Origin of the sequence: Psychromonas hadalis ATCC BAA-638 (assembly GCF_000420245.1) — a bacterium.
GTDB classification, from domain to species: Bacteria; Pseudomonadota; Gammaproteobacteria; order Enterobacterales; family Psychromonadaceae; genus Psychromonas; species Psychromonas hadalis.
In genome coordinates this window covers 1-17,566 of the sequence record NZ_ATUO01000034.1, presented here as the reverse complement: position 1 = coordinate 17,566, position 17,566 = coordinate 1, and the positions used below count along the sequence as shown (strand labels likewise).

The window sequence follows — 17,566 nt, the reverse complement described above, 5'->3', positions numbered from 1 at the left end:
TCTCCCTTCAAAGGGTTCCAAAATGTACGCATTGACCAACTGTACCATCTACACAACAGAAGCAGTTTTAACAGACCACGCTGTTATTATTGAAAACGATCTTATCAAAAATATCGTTGTCGCTTCAGATCTTGATTCAAACATAAAAAAAATTGACCTAAATGGCGCAAATCTCAGCCCTGGTTTTATCGACTTACAACTTAATGGTTGTGGTGGCGTGATGCTTAACGGTGCAGAAACACAAGAAACGCTTAAAATCATGCAAGCTACCAACTTAAAATCAGGCACAACCAGCTACCTGCCAACTTTTATTACTGATGCCGACGAAGGCATTAAACGTATGTTAAAAGTCACACGTCATTACATGGATAAAACACCCAACGAGGTATTAGGTTTACATTTAGAGGGTCCTTACCTAAGCATTGAGAAAAAAGGTATCCACCGTCCAGAGTTTATTCGTAAACCCGATGCTGCCATGATTGAAATTATCTGTGAAAATAGCGATATCGTCAGCATGTTAACGCTTGCACCAGAAAATAGTCCCATCGCCGTTATCAAACAACTCAGTGAGAGCAATATTGTAGTTTCAATGGGTCATACCAATGCAACGTACGCACAAGCAAAAGTAGCGATTGATAACGGCGTAAGTTGTGCAACTCACCTATTTAATGCAATGTCTGCGATTGCAGGTCGCGAACCCGGTGTGGTTGGCGCAATCTACGATAACGACATTTATGCCGGTGTGATTGTTGATGGTTTCCATGTGGCTTACGAAAATGTACGTATCTCTAAAAAAATCATGGGTGAAAAACTTTTTTTAGTCACGGATGCAACCGCCCCAGCGGGTGCAAATATTGATTCATTTGATTTTGTAGGTACCACGGTATTTTACAAAGAGGGTAAATGCTTGGGTACAGACGGTACATTAGGAGGCTCTGCGGTAACCATGATTGAATCGATTGAACAAACGGTAAAGTTTGTTGGTGTGGAACTAAAAGAAGCAATTCGCATGGCAACGCTTTACCCAGCAAAAGCGATCTCGGTTGACAATAGACTAGGAAGCATTAAAGTGGGCAAAGTTGCTAACCTTGCAATTTTCAACAACGATTACAAAGTAACAGCAACCGTTGTAAATGGTGTTTATAAAGCATCGTAAAAATAGCATCGCTAAAGTCTCACGTTCTCCTTAGTAGTGGCAATGAGACTTTATTTTTGGTTTTATACAAAATAAAAACTAGGACTAAAGTTCCACTTTAAAATAAAACCGTTACCAATATTTTTGTAAATAAATAAGACCTAGGATGGGTTTCAGATGCAACAGACAAGCTCAAAGATGATATCTACCATTGCTAATATTGACCACATCAAACAAGTTAACTGCGCGACTATCTACAAAGTTATTGAACAACATGCACCTATCTCCCGTGTGAAAATAGCTAAAGTAAGTCAGCTTGCGCCAGCGAGTGTGACTAAAATTACGCGCCATCTCATTGAAAAAGGCATCATCACAGAGACAGAGCGACAACCCTCTACAGGTGGGCGTTGCGCAATCTCGCTTGCACCAAACTCACAAAAAATTTATGTTATCGCGGCCAAGATAGGCCGTAAGTTTCTCTCCATCAGTCATTATAATCTAGCAGGAAAAAAATCAATTGATAAACGCTTCAATATTGAAGATAAAAAGGGTGAGTCACTTATTAGCTTACTGCGTCGAGAAATAAAAAGTTTAATAGATGATGAATTACAACAAGGCAACAGTATATCAGCAATATCAATCACCCTATCAGGCTTAATTAACCCACAACAAGGCAAGATTATTTATACCGAGCTGAATGGGCTCAATAACTTTCCACTGGTGCAAGTAATTGAACAAGCCTTTAATATCCCTACCTTTATTGGCAATCATACCCGCGCACTTGCCCTTGCTGAACACTACTTTGGCGCAACACAACAGAGCCAAGACTCGATTGTGATTAGTATCCACCACGGCGTAGGATCAGGCATTATCATGCAGGGTAAAGCGCTATTAGGCGTAAACTGTAATATAGGTGAAATTGGTCATATACAGGTAAACCCAACAGGAAAACAGTGCCATTGTGGGAATTTTGGTTGCCTTGAAACAGAGGTCAGCGATACGGTTATTGTAGAAAAAGTACAAATAGCAATAGAAAATGGTGAAGTAGCACCATTTAATAACAAAACATTAAATATTGAAGATATATACCTAGCGGCAGCCAGTGGTGATCCCCTTTGTGAGAAGATAGTCTCAGAAGCGGCAAGCTATTTAGGGAAAACCATTGCCATTTTAGTCAATATTCTAAACCCTGAAAAAATAGTTATCTCTGGTAAAATAACCACGGCAAAAAACACCCTATTCAGCGCAATTCAACAATGCATTGTACACCAATCCCTGCCTGATTTTCACAAAAAAGTAATTATACAAGCAACAGAATTACAGCCAAATTCTACCATCGCCTCATTCGCACTCATTAAGAAAGCGATCTACGAGGGAGATCTTTTACAAAAGATAAACATTAAAAACTAACATACCTATGTAGTTGACTCCTATTTTTTGTAAAACCAAAAACACACTACCACGAAGGCAAAAAGGCACTACACGAAGAAAAATTAAAATAGCCGTTATACGTTTTTTATATTTTCCTTCTTTAACACTGTGCCTCTGTGGTTAATTGTTTTTTTGGCGAAGTAAAAGGTACAAAACCTATCTATTGCGACTTTTTAACTGTTGGTGAGTTTAATATTGTCTCAAAAAAAGCATTTTCAAAGCGGTATTTAGAGGCTTTCTTATCACGAATAAGTTGCGAAACTAATGCTGATTCAGGTTTGTTATAACCATTTAGAATCAGTACAAATAGGCGATCACCCTGATTACTTTTCACCACACCTAATAGATTAGCCACCCCTTTCATCGAACCTGTTTTAGCAATGACTTTGCCTTTAAACTGTTTGCCACGCACCCCTTTGTGATATCTCAGCGTGCCATCAATGCCTGCAATTGAGAAACTCGATAAAAGATTAAACTGAACATCGTTTTTATAAACAAACTGCAGTACCGACATAAATAACTCAGCACTCATTAAATTGTGACGTGATAACCCAGAGCCATCGGCTAAATAAGCATTTTCTAATGATACGCCCTGCTCCGCTAAAATCGCTTTAACCGCTTGAGCGCCATTTCTAAAATTTCCAGCACGCTGAAAATAACTCGCACCAATTGTTTTAAAGAGACTATCCGCAATCAAGTTATCTGACTTTTTCATCATTACCGTTAACAGCTCATCTAACGGTGGGGATTGATAATAAGCGAAAATATCACTATTTTCATTTTCTAAGATAATACTTTCTAAACGTACCTTGCCAGTGAGTTTTATGCCTAATTTGTCCAACTCCGCATTGATGATACCCGCGCTATATTGAAACGGATCATTTACCGAAAACGCCAAACCAAAGGGCCGATTACGTGGCACCATGCAGCCCCAAAGGTGATAACTATTTTGACTATTACGCATCACTTCTAAGGCACAAAACTGCGTTTCTTGTTGCTTTTTTGTCACCACATCAACATCTGCGGTAATGGCAACGGGCTCATAATTGGGAATATACAGTGTCGCTTTTTTTGCATTTTTGTTAGCAAGACTTAAATTACCCAGTACGCAATTTTTATTAACAATAATCGCATTCGATGGCGCAGTATAACAAACCCCTAAATCGTTCCAAGCTTGCCCATTACTCCACTGATACCCATTAAAGTGACTATCATTTAAGATAAAATCACCGGCTATTTTTTTTATGCCTAACTTTTTCAAAGTGCGCAACATCTGACCAAGATCAGCACGTGTAAGTGTTGGGTCACCGACAAAATTCAAACGTAGATCACCTTGATAAACCTGTTTGTTAATCGCTAATTTTTTCCCAACCAACTCGGTTTGATAACGAAAATCGCCCCCTAAATGTAGTTTGGCAGCCGTTGCAGTTAATAGTTTTTGCATACTGGCGGGCGTACGTAGTGTCTCTTGCTGGTATTGCGCTAATACTTTTTGACTATTGGCATCAACCACCATATAGGAAAACTGTGTACCTTTGGGTAATAACGGATGCAGTGCTTGCCATTCATTAGCAACACTGTTGATAGAGAAGAGCAGAGAGAAAATAAAGATAAGACGCGTTAACATTAGCCAGATTCCAAAAACAAAATATTCTGCATCATAAGCGAAAACAGTTAAAGAATTCAAACATTAAAATGTTATAATTTAACATCTTCACAGGTTAACCATGAGTCTAAAACAATGAATAACCCGCTATACCAACAAAATATTATCTCTATCGCTGATTTAACCCGTAGCGACCTTGAGCTTATCGTACAAACTGCAAAATCATTAAAACAAAATCCACAGCCAAAACTACTAAAAAACAAAGTAATAGCCAGCTGTTTTTTTGAAGCCTCCACACGTACCCGCCTCTCTTTTGAGACCGCCGTGCAGCGTTTAGGTGGCAGTATTATCGGTTTTGATAGTGGCGGCAATACTTCACTGGCTCAAAAAGGTGAAACCTTAGCGGACTCCGTTAAAGTAATCAGCTCCTACGCAGACGCTTTTTTTATGCGCCACCCACAAGAGGGTGCTGCACGTTTAGCCTCAGAGTTTAGCGATATTCCTGTGATTAACGGTGGCGATGGCGCTAATCAACACCCAACACAAACACTGTTAGACCTTTTTACTATCTATGAAACACAAGGCACCTTAGATAACCTCAATATCGCCTTTGTAGGGGATTTAAAATATGGACGTACGGTACACTCTTTAGCTCAGGCGTTATCGCAGTTTAACTGTAACCTGTTTTTTATTGCGCCCGATGCACTGGCGATGCCTGATTATATTTTGGAAGAGCTAAACGATAAAAGCATCAACTACTCAGTGCATAGCAGTATTGAAGAGGTCATTGATTCACTTGATGTCTTATATATGACCCGCGTGCAAAAAGAGCGTTTTGATGAAACCGAGTATCAACATATCAAATCTGCTTTTTTATTAAAGGCCTCAATGCTAAACAATGTGCGTGATAATTTAAAAGTATTACACCCGCTACCGCGCATCGATGAGATAGCACAAGATGTTGATGACACGCCTTACGCTTATTATTTTCAGCAGGCTCAAAATGGGGTTTACGCACGCCAAGCGCTATTAGCACTCCTATTAACTAACCATTTTCAAGCAGAGGTTTAAAATTATGGGCAATCATAAATTACAGGTTGAAGCGATTCAAAATGGTTCAGTGATCGATCATATCCCTGCACAGCAAGGGCTCAAGATATTAAAGTTTTTTAAGTTAGCACAAGCAAATGAAAAAATTACGGTCGGATTAAACCTCAATAAAAAAAATGGCCTGCGCAAAGATCTTATAAAGGTAGAAAATACTTTTATCAGTGACGAGCAAGCAAACCAATTAGCACTGTTTGCCCCTGATGCCACTATCAATCAAATTAAAAACTTTAAAGTGGTTAATAAGTTTAAGGTGCAACTACCCGATGCCTTTGTTGGTGTATTAGCTTGCCCAAACAGTAATTGCATTAGCCATAACGAGCCGGTTAATACCCAGTTTTATGTTAATAACCGCAATGAGCTAAAACTAAAGTGCCATTATTGTGAAAAGTCATTTGTGCGCTCATTTTTTAATGAGCTAGATTAATTTTTCATTAAAACATAATTGTAAATTAGTAGGTTACGTTTATACTCAAAAGTATTCTTTTAAAAACTATAGGTGAGCCACTCATGAATTATAATACCTCTTTACTTTGTGACATTTATGCTGAAACCATTGATGTGGTTGAGCCTCTATTAACTAACTTTGGTGGACGTAACTCTTTTGCGGGTGAAGTTGTCACCATTAAATGCTTTGAATCTGTCGGCCTTATCTACAAGACCCTTGAAGAAAATGGGGCAGGAAAAGTATTACTGATTGATGGCGGTGGTTCACTACGTCGCGCACTGATTAACGCCAACATTGCCGAGCTTGCTGTTGAAAATGGCTGGGAAGGTTTAGTGGTCAATGGTTGTGTACGTGAAATAGATGCACTAGAAGAGTTAGATATCGGTATCCAAGCGATTACAGCCATACCCGTTGGCGCTGAAGACAGTGAAATAGGAGAACTTAATGTCCCGGTTAATTTTGCAGGCGTAAGCTTTCTACCAGAAGATATCCTTTATGCCGATAGCACAGGTATTGTTATCTCCCCTGAGCCATTAGAAGTTGATGATTTAGAAGAGACAGAATAGATAATTTAAAAATATCGTAATAATACCAGTCGGAATAAATAGCTGATCTATTTTACTGGTTAAAACAACTTACTTCTTCGTTGTAAGTTTCGTAAAGGGAACAACCATTTACGTCAACTTTCGCCTTGAATTAAGCTATTTTTCCTGCGCAAAATTTAGATCACATACTTAATCCAATTGGTATAAAAAGCCCAATCAATAATAATATTGATTGGGCTTTTTTGTGGAAGTGAAAAAGAGTTACATTGCTTCTTCAGCTTCTTCAATTTTACCCACTAATGCACTTAAACGAGACTGCCACTGTTGATGCTCTTCGGTCAGTTTATCGTTCTCTGATTGCAGTTGCTCTGTTTTTTCTGAAAGTGTTTTTTTATCTTCTTTTAACTCTTCAACTTCCATCTGTAATAAAGCAATAGTATCTACCGCGTTTTGAACTTTACCTTCTAATTTTTCTAATAGTTCTAATGTCATGAATGCGCCCCTTTAAAAAATATCAATATATGATAGTGAGAATAAGCATTCCTAAGTGCTTATTCAACCATTGTTTTTGATTTAGGAAAATAAAAGCCAACATGTTACTCTTTTACTCTCTTTTCCCCTCATAAATGAGAAACAGATGATCAAGCTTGGCAAATATCAACACTATAAAGGCAGTTTTTATCAGGTCGAAGGTATCGCGACACACAGTGAAACAGAAGAAAAAATGGTTGTTTATCGTCCTTTATACGGCGAGCAGGCTCTCTGGGTAAGACCACTTGAAATGTTTATTGAGCCGGTAAGTACAAACGGAGCCATGCAACCCCGCTTTAAATTTATTGAAGCTTAAAAATTAAATGTTCTGCTCCATAGAGAGGGATGGCATATCGCAAGAGGGTCTTCCCACTATTTTAGCAGGCACACCTGCAACGGTAGTGTGTGCAGGTACAGGCTCTAAAACTACACTGCCCGCACCCACTTTAGCGCCCATACCAATTTCGATATTACCTAATACTTTCGCACCCGCACCAATCATTACCCCTTCGCGTATTTTAGGATGGCGATCACCACAATCTTTACCCGTACCACCCAGGGTAACACCTTGCAATATAGAGACATTATCTTCAATCACAGCCGTTTCACCCACCACCACGCCTGTTGCATGGTCAAACATAATGCCTTTACCGATGCGCGCTGCGGGGTGCACGTCCACACCAAACAGCTCTGAACTTCTGTTTTGAAGATAGAGTGCAAGTGGCACACGCTTTTCATTCCATAACCAATGCGCAATACGGTATACCTGAATCGCATGAAAACCTTTTAAGTATAAAAGTGGAATTGAAAAATCTTCAACGGCGGGATCGCGTTCCTGCACGGCAATAATATCAGCCATGGCAGCATTTAGAATATCGGGTGACTTTAAAAACGCCTCTTCAATCACTTCACGCACTAAAATAGCGGGCATAGTATGACTATCTAAACGATTTGCAAGTTGATAACTCAAGGCAGATTTAAAGTTACTGTGATTTAAAATAGTTGAATGAAAAAAACTGGCTAATATTGGCTCATTTTCAGAGCTTACCCACGCTTCCTCGCGGATCTTCTTCCATAATTGTTGTTGCTCTGCTTGCATTAGTCGTTATCCTTTGCGCTATGTTCAGATTTTTTTTCCAGGCTAAACATTTTTTTTCCGATTGGTACCACTGAGAGTGGATCTAAGTGGATTAAAATATCGGCATGTGGAAAATGCTTCTCTAATTCGATCTCTAGTTTATCTGCTTTTCCATGTGCTTCAAACAAACTCTGATCATCATCTAACTCTAAATGTAATTGGATAAATTTTGTATTACCCGATTGGCGAGTACGTAAATCATGTACGCCACGGACATCTTCAATTTGATAAGCTGTTTTAATAATTAATTCTTCATCAGACTTAGGCAGTTGCTTATCCATTAATGCATCCACCGATTGAGATCCAATCTCCCATGCACCATGTAAAATATAAACACTCACCGCAATGGCAAACAAGCCATCAGCCCAATGCCAACCAATTCCCGCTAAAATGAGTGCAAGTAACACAGCACCATTCATAAAGATATCTGTACGATAGTGCATCGAATCGGCTTTAATTGCCAAACTTCCTGTTCTTTTAACGATATGCGTTTGAAAAGTAACCAGTGCCATGGTCACTAATACCGAGAAAACCATCACTGCAATACCAATATTAGAAGCATTAATTTGATTACCGTTAATCAGTGCAGAAATACCCGTCAACATTAAAAGAATAGAGGAGCCAGAGATGAAAGCAGCTTGTGCAAGTCCTGCTAAACTTTCCGCTTTACCATGACCAAAACGATGATCTTCATCTGCTGGTTGCAAGGCAATTTTAATAGCAAAAAGGTTGATAATAGAGGTGGTCACATCCATCAATGAATCGGTTAATGCGGCTAAAATGCTTGATGAGCCAGTCATAAACCAAGCGAATAACTTAACGATGATCAATAAGGAAGCAGCTACAATCGCAACACGCCCAGCCTGATTGACTAAGCGTCCATACTCCGCTTTAGTTAATTTTTTTTGCAAAATAATACCTTCAAAATATTATGTTATGAAGATGTTATTATATCTAGCTAAATAGAAGAGGCTATCTTTTATTTGTTTTTACCTTTGCCTCTATTTTGCTGCTTCTGATAATGTTGCTCAAAAAGAAGATTCATCTTGGCTTGTTGCTCACGACTAAGTGAATGATAAATCTCATGCACCATCTGTATCCTGTTCATCGTTTTGGTTTTTTTCATCGATTGCATGCTATCAATTAAAGCACTCGCTTGATTTTCATCAAATTTATCTGCTTTTATAATTACCATTTTAGCACGATGAAAACTGCCTTTATTCGCATTTTGCTTCATCTCACTTCGAGATGATTGCATAATTTTTTTAATTTCAGTTTGTTGATCTGCCGTTAACGCTAACTGCTTTAACATCCCCTTTAGTGGCATTTGATGCGCACCTCCTTGCCCACCCTGAGCATAAGCGATTGAAAATGTAAGTGGCAATATCACCGTAGCAACAATCATATTTCTTAATAACGCATACATTTTAAATCACCTGTATTTTATAATTAACATGGGATGGATAGAGTATAAAACAATTACTAAATAATAGAGCCAATTGTAGCTAAAGTAGTGTAAAGAAGTGTAAATCAGATTACATTATCAATAGAAACAGTGTTTAATAGCCACATCAAAAAAACATACATCACACCTCTTGACTACGAATGGATTTGAATTAGAGATGAACTTAATTTTATTCTAACCTCTCGTAAGTGACTTATACTTATGCAGGGGCATAACAATAAGGCCACACTATGAAAAATCTTCTTTTAATTGATGATGACAAAGAACTTGTTTCTCTGCTTGCTGAATTTTTATTACTCGAAAACTTTAATGTCGATACTGCGCCCGATGGTGAAAAAGGTTTACAGAAAGCATTAACAGCTGAATATGACCTAATTTTACTCGATGTAATGATGCCACGTATGAATGGTTTTGATATGTTAAAACTGTTACGCCAAAAAAATGATACGCCTGTTTTAATGCTAACCGCAAAAGGTGATGAGATAGATAAGGTATTAGGCCTTGAAATGGGTGCTGATGATTATCTTGCTAAACCGTTTAGTGAGCGTGAACTACTTGCACGCATCCGTGCTATTTTACGTCGTACTCAATATAAAAACAGCAACACAGCTAATAAAATATCGCACTTAGATATTGAACTATTTCCCGCTCAGCAACAAGCGATTTGCCAAGACTTTACCATTGAATTAACAGGCACTGAGTTACTTTTACTGGAAAAATTTCTAACTCATCCGGGGGAGCTATTTTCCAAAGAAGAGCTTAGCGAAGAGGTACTAGGGAAAAAACTACAGCCTTTTGATCGCAGCATTGATATGCACCTAAGTAACATTCGTCGCAAATTACCAACAAGATTAGATGGTCAAACCCGTGTAAAAAACTTTAGAGGCCGTGGTTATATGTGGTTAGATGGTGAAGAAAATTTATCAGCGGCTAGCTAGTATATAAAATAAAAAAACAACAAAGACACATAAATGCAATGTTAGCTTTATACCTGAAACGATTGGATATTCCTCATGAACAAATTATTCAAGGTATCACCTTTAATCATTTCAGCTGCAGTGCTTGGAAATATAAAAATAACATTTGCCTCTTCTCTTGAGTGTAAAGAATATATCGGTTGTGAGAAGAAGTTGTGTGAAATTGAAAAGCAAATAACGATTGCTGAAAGTAAAGATAACAACGCTAAAGTTGATGGATTAAATATTGCACTTAAAGCGTCAAAATCAAACTGTAGTACGAAGTCACTTGTAGAAGATTTAATCTCTGAAATATCAGAAGTTAAAGAAGAAATATTAGAGTACGAAAATGATCTGAAAAAGGCTAAAGATGATGAGAAGCCTAAAAAAACCAGAAAATATAATGACAAGATCGCAGAAGAAAAAATTAAAGTAAAGTTAAAAACATTACAATAAATCACTTTATAAGCGGATTTGAGGAGCAATTAGTTCCCCATATCTAACAGGTGTTTACACAGTTAGCTCAAGAAAACTTGTCTGCGACGCATTAATATGCGATAAAAGAGCATCACCACGGTGGTGCTTTTTTTATGCAGTAAAGGATAATATTGTGCAATGGAACTCACTCTTTAGTAAAATATTTGGCGCCTTCTGGTTATTAATATCCCTACTTATCAGCGCACTTATCTTATTACCAAATCTAGATGGTAGACAGTTGCAAGCGATCACCAGTAGTGATCTTGAAGATCTAAATAAACAAACCCGCTATATTACTAAACTAATTGACAAAAATCCGATGCTGAGCAGTCAATCGATATTACGTTTGATTTCAAAAGATAACTCACGTCAGATCTACTTAACCGATCTTTATGGACGTTTAGTGAATCATCGTACACCACGTAAAATGCGACAATTTGTACTTGATAGCCAATCCCATGAAAATCCGCTAAAAAAGATAAATACCTTTAAAACCTATTTTGGCCCAGCCCTGATACAGCATGACAATCAACCACTACTTATCTATGTATCGATTCCAAACCAAAAAAGAACCCTCGAATTAGTAGAATGGTTACTTGACCACCCACTGTTGTTATTACTGACCGCACTCATTATCAGCATGCCTATTTGTGCTTTTTTAGCATGGCATTTAACCCAACCTTTACGCAAACTAAGTGATGCTTCTATTAAGGTCGCCCGAGGAGATCTCACCACCCCTTTCCCTGAAATAAAACACAGTGATGAGATCACTCGTCTGGCTAGATCGATGCAACTAATGGTTAACTCACTAAAAAACATGCTGAATAACCAACAGCGCTTATTAAGTGATATCTCTCATGAGCTGCGTTCTCCCCTGACCCGTTTAATCCTTGCACTGGCTATTACCAAAAAACATACAGGCGAAACAAAAGAGTTGCAACGTATTGAATTAGAAGCACAACGCATGGAACAGATGATTGCTGAAATGTTAAACCTTTCACGTATTCAATTACATCAAGACAAAAAGGAGAACATTTCTGCTAATGAATTTTTAGAAGATCTCTTTCTTGATGCACAGTTTGAAGCAAATGAATGTGGAAAATCATTTCATTATCCCAAACTGAGTGAGGATATAATCAATATCTACCCAGAGCTCGCTTATCGCGCCATTGAAAATATTATTCGCAATGCCATTAAATATGCACAACAACAAATTAGCGTAACGATTGAAATGAAAGTGGATACCATCACCCTTACTATCAGCAACGATGGTGAGCTTATTCCAGAGAGTGAACTGAGCAACATTTTCCGCCCTTTTTATCGCCTTAATGAATCACGAGAAAGGGAAACCGGTGGTGCAGGCTTAGGGTTAAGCATTGCTGAAAATGCAATGCTAAAACATGGTGGAAAAATTTGGGCAGATAACCTTGGTAATCAGGTATCGATGCATTTACAATTCCCCCGATTTAATTAATTTACTTAATGAAAAAACAGAGAAACCATGATTTAAATTACCCACGGCTTAAACCTAAAATACATTATAAATAGTCGGGACAATTATTAATTCTACATGCTTAGACACTTAACTCCGTAAAAATAAAAAAATTAACCACAGAGACACATAGCGACAGAAGAAAAATATAAAAAACATATCGTACCTGTTTTAGCATTTTATTCGTATAGCGCCTCGGTGGTGATGTTTTAAAGACTTTTACAAAAAACGAGTCAGCTACATAAGTATGTGATTCTATTAACTTATATAAAAAATGTTGAGAAACCATGATTGAAATTGCACTGTTTGAACCTGAAATTCCACAAAACACTGGCGCTATTATTCGTTTATGTGCAAATACAGGCTGTGCGTTGCACCTAATTGAACCATTAGGGTTTGATTTTAATGAAAAAAGAGTACGTCGTGCGGGGTTGGATTACCACGAGATTGCCAATATTCAACACCATAAAAATTATGATGCATTTTTAGCAGTCGTAAAAGGCAAACGTATTTTTGCTTGTACCACCAAAACCACAACATTTCATAGCAATGCAAGTTTTGAAAGCAATGATGTTTTACTGTTTGGCCCTGAAACGCGTGGTTTACCCAGTGAAATTTTAGAAGCACTGCCTGCGGAGCAAAAACTGCGTATTCCAATGCAACCCGAAAGTCGCTCAATGAACCTATCCAATGCCGTTTCCGTGTTTGTTTATGAAGCATGGCGACAACTCGGTTACTCAGGCGCAGTTTAAAACGAGAAAGTAGGAAGGATAAAAATCCTTCCTGCGCCTAACCTTCAGCTTTTACTTGATTACGTCCCGCTCTTTTTGCGACAAAGAGCGCTTTATCTGCACGCCCCAAACAAAGCTCTACCGACTCACTCGCTTGGTATTCACAGACGCCAAAACTCGCCGTTTTTCTGCCAATATTCAAGAAAATAGTTTGCTGAACCTGCTCGCGTAATTTTTCAGCCAGTATGCTTGCTTCCTGCAGATTAGTTTCAGGACAAATTATTAAAAACTCTTCACCTCCCCAACGCCCAATTACATCACTATTACGTACATTGTCAGTAATTAATAGTGAAAATTGCACTAACATTTCATCTCCAACAAGATGACCATATTTATCATTAACCACTTTAAAATAATCGATATCAATCATAATCAGACTGAAGGTTTTTTTATAACGCAGGCTTTGCGCGGTTGTTTGTAACAATATTTTATCTAAGTAAAGGCGGTTGTGGATATTGGTCAGCTTATCCGTTTGCGCAAGCTCAGTTAATACCTTCGCTTGCTTTTTAAGTAAGTGATTACGATAAAAAACAAAACCAATAAAAAAGATAGTCACTAACATTAGCACACGCATTTTTTCAGGAGAATAGCGGTCGATGTATTTATGTTTTATCCATTTAGCGAGGATTTCATGACGTTCCTGTTTTGTTTCATGTAATTTCACTTTATTGATAATGTCCCACAATATCGGTTTATCTCGATTAACAAACAGCGTCAGCTCCATATCCAGATCCGTAATACCCACGATACGTAACTCATATAAACCAAGTTCTGCCATCTGGTAACTCGCCACCGACATACTCATCAATACAATATCGTATTGCTCATTTGCAACGCCTAATAACGCATCATTAATCGAATCCACTTTAATAAAGGTAACATTGGGGTATGTTTGCCTAATAATATGGCTATATCCCGTATCAGAAATAACAGCAATACTCAGGTTTTTAACTGAATTTAAATCAGGAATATAATGCATGTCTCCACGCGCAATCATGACAATAGGGTTTTTAATCGTAGAATAAGTGGGTCGATAATTCTTATTGAGAATAAGGTTAGCACGACTTGCAGAGATAATGTCAACCGGTTGTTCTGTTGAGAACTGTATGGTGTGTTGCCATGTAGCCGTTTCACTGACATTAAAGATAAGACCAGATTTACGCGTGATAAGGTTTAATACTTCAGCCACAATACCCACATAACGTTTTGATTTATCAAAGCCTTCAAAAGGAAACCAAGCGGGATCACCAATTAAAGTAACCTGAGGATTTTCTTTTATCCAGGTTAACTCCTGCTCTGTAAATTTAAGCGCTATATTTTTACTATTAGCAATATTTGTTTCCGACAATAAGCCCGCTTCATTGCTCGATGCGAAGAGTATTGTGCTAAAAAAAAAGCTTAAAACGGTAATTAAAAAATAACGCATAAAAATCCTTTTATTGAACAATCAATAACTCCACTAACAATTGCACCGTGCGGTTACCCCTAAATTCATTCACATCTAAACGATAGGCACAGAAAACCTTTTTTACCATTGGATTTGGCCACGTTTTTAAATCAACATTAAATGCAATCGCATCAATCGACTTGCCCTCGTATTCCAGCACCATTTTTAGATGCTTTTCTCCCACTAATCGCTGTTGTAAAATGGTAAATTCACCATCAAATAACGGTGCAGGAAAAGCTTGTCCCCACGGCCCGGCTTCACGCAACTCTTGCGCTTGTTCTAAACTAAGCTGCTGCCCAGTTAACTGCCCATCAGAGAGTAATACATTGGTTAATATAGACTCATCAACCTGCTCAGAAAGCACACTATTAAGGGTATCGCTAAACAGTTGAAAATCCCCCGTTTTAAGGGATAACCCGGCAGCCATCGCGTGCCCACCAAACTTCAAAATAACATCAGGGATTTTTTTATCCACCAAATCCAATATATCACGAATATGGATACCGGGAATCGAGCGCGCAGAGGCTTTTATTTCACCCTCATTGCCTTGCGCAAAAACAAAGGTCGGGCGGTAGTATTTCTCTTTAATACGTGATGCAACTAACCCAATGACTCCTTGATGCCACTGCGCATCAAACAAACAGAGTGCATGGGGCATATTTTCCTCATCAAACTTCAACGTCGCTAATGTTTGTAGTGCCTCTTCTTGCATCCCTTGCTCTATTTCTCTGCGAGATTGATTAAGCGCATCTAACTCATTGGCCATAATATTCGCCTGCATCGGGTCATCACAAAGCAGTAATTCAACCCCATAACTCATCTCATCTAAACGCCCTGCAGCATTCAGCCTTGGGCCTAACGAAAAACCTAAATCGCTGGCAACCAACTGTGCTTGATTACGTTTGGCAACACTAATGAGCGCGCTAATACCTGGGCGACAAATGCCAGCTCGAATACGTGCAAGCCCTTGCTGCACGAGCGTGCGGTTATTGGCATCGAGTGGCACCACATCGGCCACCGTACCAAGAGCAACAATATCTAATAAGCTTGCTAAATTAGGCGCTTGCTGAGTGGGTTGTGACGCGAAATAGTTTTTTTCAGCAAGGTAACTCCGCAGTGCTAGCATTAGATAAAAAGCAACACCCACGCCCGCTAAATTTTTACTGGGGAAAGTACAGCCATGTTGATTTGGATTTACAATCGCATCCGCATCGGGCAGTTGCGCTGCGGGAAGATGGTGATCGGTAACTAACACTTGCACGCCCTGTTTTTTAGCATACGCCACACCATTAATGCTTGAGATACCGTTATCCACGGTCATGATCAACTGTGCGCCTTTCGCAATGGCTAAATCAACAGTTTCAGGGGTTAAACCATAACCATAATCAAAACGATTAGGTACAAGGTAGTCGATATTGGTAAAACCTAACGCACGAAATGCCAGCATACTCAGTGCGGTACTGGTTGCACCATCAGCATCAAAATCACCCACCACCACTATTTTCCGCGAGCATAACAATGCTTGATATAAAAGTTCACAGGCAACATCGATCCCTTTTAACTGCTTTGCATGTAACAATGTTTTAGTGCTGTTATCTAATTCACTTTCATTTTTGATGCCTCGGTTGGCATACAGTTGTTTCAACAGTGGAGAGCATGAAAGGTTTAAAAAGTCCGCATCAACATGGGGTCTATTTTTAACTTGAATTGAAGACATAAAAAAACTGCACTTATAATAGGGAATATAAGTGCAGTTTATAATAAAAATTAAGTAACTACTCAGGCCGTTGCCATTTAAGCCCATTTCTTCGTTGGAAAATGCTCATTTAAATGATTAAATTACGCTTTTTCGCCTTGAGCTAGGCATAAATGGCTTAGCCCTGAGCATTTACAAAACGAAAATATTTTTTAGCCTTTCTTTTGCTCTAACATCTTAATCAGACGATCAGCAGGTAAATAACCAGGTTGCAAAGAGCCATCCTCTAAAATCAGTGCAGGTGTCCCCGTTACACCAAAGAACTGTCCTAACTCATGTTGCTCTTTGACGCTGTTTTTACAGGTTTTAGATTCGATTTTTTTACGCGATTTTGCATTATCCATCGCTAATTTGGGGTCGTCAGCACACCAAATAGACACCATAGTATTGTAAGCACTTGAACGCATACCACCGCGCGGGAATGCTAAATAACGCACGGTAATGCCGAAGTTATTATAATCGGCCATCTCAGCATGTAATTTCTGACAGTAACCACAACTTGTATCAGTGAATACCGTGATCACATGTTTCTCGTTTTCTGCTTTATAAACGATCATATCTTTTTCAAACGCTTTGAGCTTTTCTTGGCGCAACACCGTCAGGCTTTCTTCGGTAATATTCTGCATCTCATTGTCTAAATCATAGATGCTACCATGCACTAAAAATTGCCCATTTTTACTGACATAATAAACACCACGATTGGTTAAAACTTCATATAGTCCGTCAACAGGTGAAGCTTCAATAGAAGTAATAAAAATATCTAAGCTATTCAATTTTGTCGTAATACTGGCAATAGACGCTTTGTCCGCCATCACAGCAAAAGAGGAAGTGCTAAAAGCGAGCAGTGCAAACGCACCAATAACACTTTTTTTGAAAGGAGTAAGTTGCATCATAAAGCCTGTTTTTGAATATTAGAGAACTCTGATTATGCCTGAACTTTGCCCAGACACAATCTTTTTGAATATTATACCATATATGGACCCTCTCCGATTGCAAGACAATTTTGATCGTTGAAATAGAGTGCATTGCAGCCATATATTCGGCTTTTTTATGAGGTATCACTGATGCCTCTAGCCCTGATGGATTTCCGCCCCTATTACCTCATCAATCCGGCGGCTTATTATAGCCCTTGGTATAAAAAGGTTTCCTATAGGGCAGTGCTGAACTGTATCCCATCAATCTCTATTCTCTAGCAATATTACAGGGTGGTTAAACTTTATTATCGACTGATTAAATTTTAT

18 protein-coding genes are annotated in these 17,566 nt (G+C 38.5%); 10 read left to right on the top strand and 8 right to left on the bottom strand.

The window, feature by feature from the left end:
* Positions 1–22: 22 nt before the first annotated feature.
* Together nagA and G322_RS0106230 are read left to right on the top strand one after the other, a co-directional pair.
* Entirely contained in the window at positions 23–1,156 is a 1,134-nt protein-coding gene (gene nagA, locus G322_RS0106235) for an N-acetylglucosamine-6-phosphate deacetylase (RefSeq protein WP_022940951.1), read from the top strand.
* Positions 1,157–1,312: 156 nt separating this feature from the next.
* Entirely contained in the window at positions 1,313–2,545 is a 1,233-nt protein-coding gene (locus tag G322_RS0106230; protein ID WP_022940950.1) for an ROK family transcriptional regulator, read from the top strand.
* Positions 2,546–2,726: 181 nt separating this feature from the next.
* On the opposite strand, the gene dacB is transcribed toward G322_RS0106230, so the two are convergent.
* Positions 2,727–4,193, bottom strand: coding sequence for a D-alanyl-D-alanine carboxypeptidase/D-alanyl-D-alanine endopeptidase (dacB, locus tag G322_RS0106225; RefSeq protein WP_022940949.1), 1,467 nt, complete (start codon positions 4,191–4,193; stop codon positions 2,727–2,729).
* Positions 4,194–4,307: 114 nt separating this feature from the next.
* On the opposite strand from dacB, the gene pyrB reads away from it, so the two are divergent.
* The 3 genes from pyrB to rraA all read left to right on the top strand — a co-directional run bounded on the left by pyrB (position 4,308) and on the right by rraA (position 6,293).
* Positions 4,308–5,243: an aspartate carbamoyltransferase gene (pyrB, locus tag G322_RS0106220; RefSeq protein WP_022940948.1), complete on the top strand. Its 936-nt coding sequence runs from the start codon at positions 4,308–4,310 to the stop codon at positions 5,241–5,243.
* Positions 5,244–5,247: 4 nt separating this feature from the next.
* Entirely contained in the window at positions 5,248–5,706 is a 459-nt protein-coding gene (pyrI, locus tag G322_RS0106215) for an aspartate carbamoyltransferase regulatory subunit (RefSeq protein ID WP_022940947.1), read from the top strand.
* A gap of 83 nt (positions 5,707–5,789) precedes the next feature.
* Positions 5,790–6,293 carry a ribonuclease E activity regulator RraA gene (gene rraA, locus G322_RS0106210; RefSeq protein WP_022940946.1) on the top strand — a complete coding sequence of 168 codons (504 nt, stop codon included), beginning with the start codon at positions 5,790–5,792 and terminating at the stop codon, positions 6,291–6,293.
* A 240-nt stretch (positions 6,294–6,533) separates the two neighbouring features.
* Here the strand turns inward: rraA and G322_RS0106205 are convergent, their stop codons facing one another.
* Positions 6,534–6,764, bottom strand: coding sequence for a cell division protein ZapB (locus G322_RS0106205; protein ID WP_022940945.1), 231 nt, complete (start codon positions 6,762–6,764; stop codon positions 6,534–6,536).
* A gap of 145 nt (positions 6,765–6,909) precedes the next feature.
* Here G322_RS0106205 and G322_RS0106200 point away from each other — a divergent pair, with 145 nt between their 5' ends.
* Positions 6,910–7,119, top strand: coding sequence for a DUF1653 domain-containing protein (locus G322_RS0106200; RefSeq protein ID WP_022940944.1), 210 nt, complete (start codon positions 6,910–6,912; stop codon positions 7,117–7,119).
* Positions 7,120–7,122: 3 nt separating this feature from the next.
* Here the strand turns inward: G322_RS0106200 and cysE are convergent, their stop codons facing one another.
* The 3 genes from cysE to G322_RS0106185 all read right to left on the bottom strand — a co-directional run bounded on the left by cysE (position 7,123) and on the right by G322_RS0106185 (position 9,367).
* On the bottom strand, positions 7,123–7,902 hold the full coding sequence (cysE, locus tag G322_RS0106195) for a serine O-acetyltransferase (RefSeq protein WP_022940943.1): 780 nt from the start codon (positions 7,900–7,902) through the stop codon (positions 7,123–7,125).
* Positions 7,902–8,852, bottom strand: coding sequence for a cation diffusion facilitator family transporter (locus G322_RS0106190; protein WP_022940942.1), 951 nt, complete (start codon positions 8,850–8,852; stop codon positions 7,902–7,904). Before G322_RS0106190 ends, cysE begins: the two co-directional genes overlap by 1 nt.
* Before the next feature lie 68 nt (positions 8,853–8,920).
* Positions 8,921–9,367 carry a Spy/CpxP family protein refolding chaperone gene (locus tag G322_RS0106185; protein ID WP_022940941.1) on the bottom strand — a complete coding sequence of 149 codons (447 nt, stop codon included), beginning with the start codon at positions 9,365–9,367 and terminating at the stop codon, positions 8,921–8,923.
* A gap of 269 nt (positions 9,368–9,636) precedes the next feature.
* Here G322_RS0106185 and G322_RS0106180 point away from each other — a divergent pair, with 269 nt between their 5' ends.
* From G322_RS0106180 to trmL, 4 genes are all read left to right on the top strand, one after another.
* Complete coding sequence (locus tag G322_RS0106180) at positions 9,637–10,344, top strand: response regulator (protein ID WP_022940940.1); 708 nt, start codon at positions 9,637–9,639, stop codon at positions 10,342–10,344.
* 75 nt (positions 10,345–10,419) lie between these two features.
* Positions 10,420–10,818, top strand: a complete 399-nt coding sequence (locus tag G322_RS0106175) for a DUF1090 domain-containing protein (protein WP_022940939.1) — start codon at positions 10,420–10,422, stop codon at positions 10,816–10,818.
* Positions 10,819–10,972: 154 nt separating this feature from the next.
* The gene (locus G322_RS0106170) at positions 10,973–12,313 is read left to right on the top strand and encodes an ATP-binding protein (RefSeq protein ID WP_022940938.1); all 1,341 of its coding nucleotides are present in this window, start codon (positions 10,973–10,975) and stop codon (positions 12,311–12,313) included.
* Positions 12,314–12,618: 305 nt separating this feature from the next.
* Complete coding sequence (gene trmL, locus G322_RS0106165; RefSeq protein WP_022940937.1) at positions 12,619–13,083, top strand: tRNA (uridine(34)/cytosine(34)/5-carboxymethylaminomethyluridine(34)-2'-O)-methyltransferase TrmL; 465 nt, start codon at positions 12,619–12,621, stop codon at positions 13,081–13,083.
* Positions 13,084–13,120: 37 nt separating this feature from the next.
* On the opposite strand, the gene G322_RS0106160 is transcribed toward trmL, so the two are convergent.
* The 3 genes from G322_RS0106160 to dsbC form a co-directional block, all read right to left on the bottom strand.
* Positions 13,121–14,548, bottom strand: a complete 1,428-nt coding sequence (locus G322_RS0106160; protein ID WP_022940936.1) for a transporter substrate-binding domain-containing diguanylate cyclase — start codon at positions 14,546–14,548, stop codon at positions 13,121–13,123.
* 10 nt (positions 14,549–14,558) lie between these two features.
* Positions 14,559–16,286, bottom strand: a complete 1,728-nt coding sequence (gene recJ, locus G322_RS0106155) for a single-stranded-DNA-specific exonuclease RecJ (RefSeq protein WP_022940935.1) — start codon at positions 16,284–16,286, stop codon at positions 14,559–14,561.
* A 191-nt stretch (positions 16,287–16,477) separates the two neighbouring features.
* Positions 16,478–17,215 (bottom strand): bifunctional protein-disulfide isomerase/oxidoreductase DsbC, encoded by a 738-nt coding sequence (gene dsbC, locus G322_RS0106150; protein ID WP_022940934.1) that lies wholly within the window; start codon positions 17,213–17,215, stop codon positions 16,478–16,480.
* Positions 17,216–17,566 lie beyond the last annotated feature (351 nt).

Bases quoted from the DNA above. Each gene is read 5' to 3' on its own strand.
- nagA (WP_022940951.1), top strand. From the start codon at position 23: ATGTACGCATTGACCAACTGTACCATCTACACAACAGAAGCAGTTTTA.
- G322_RS0106230 (WP_022940950.1), top strand. From the start codon at position 1,313: ATGCAACAGACAAGCTCAAAGATGATATCTACCATTGCTAATATTGAC.
- dacB (WP_022940949.1), bottom strand. From the start codon at position 4,193: ATGTTAACGCGTCTTATCTTTATTTTCTCTCTGCTCTTCTCTATCAAC.
- pyrB (WP_022940948.1), top strand. From the start codon at position 4,308: ATGAATAACCCGCTATACCAACAAAATATTATCTCTATCGCTGATTTA.
- pyrI (WP_022940947.1), top strand. From the start codon at position 5,248: ATGGGCAATCATAAATTACAGGTTGAAGCGATTCAAAATGGTTCAGTG.
- rraA (WP_022940946.1), top strand. From the start codon at position 5,790: ATGAATTATAATACCTCTTTACTTTGTGACATTTATGCTGAAACCATT.
- G322_RS0106205 (WP_022940945.1), bottom strand. From the start codon at position 6,764: ATGACATTAGAACTATTAGAAAAATTAGAAGGTAAAGTTCAAAACGCG.
- G322_RS0106200 (WP_022940944.1), top strand. From the start codon at position 6,910: ATGATCAAGCTTGGCAAATATCAACACTATAAAGGCAGTTTTTATCAG.
- cysE (WP_022940943.1), bottom strand. From the start codon at position 7,902: ATGCAAGCAGAGCAACAACAATTATGGAAGAAGATCCGCGAGGAAGCG.
- G322_RS0106185 (WP_022940941.1), bottom strand. From the start codon at position 9,367: ATGTATGCGTTATTAAGAAATATGATTGTTGCTACGGTGATATTGCCA.
- G322_RS0106180 (WP_022940940.1), top strand. From the start codon at position 9,637: ATGAAAAATCTTCTTTTAATTGATGATGACAAAGAACTTGTTTCTCTG.
- G322_RS0106175 (WP_022940939.1), top strand. From the start codon at position 10,420: ATGAACAAATTATTCAAGGTATCACCTTTAATCATTTCAGCTGCAGTG.
- trmL (WP_022940937.1), top strand. From the start codon at position 12,619: ATGATTGAAATTGCACTGTTTGAACCTGAAATTCCACAAAACACTGGC.
- G322_RS0106160 (WP_022940936.1), bottom strand. From the start codon at position 14,548: ATGCGTTATTTTTTAATTACCGTTTTAAGCTTTTTTTTTAGCACAATA.
- recJ (WP_022940935.1), bottom strand. From the start codon at position 16,286: ATGTCTTCAATTCAAGTTAAAAATAGACCCCATGTTGATGCGGACTTT.
- dsbC (WP_022940934.1), bottom strand. From the start codon at position 17,215: ATGCAACTTACTCCTTTCAAAAAAAGTGTTATTGGTGCGTTTGCACTG.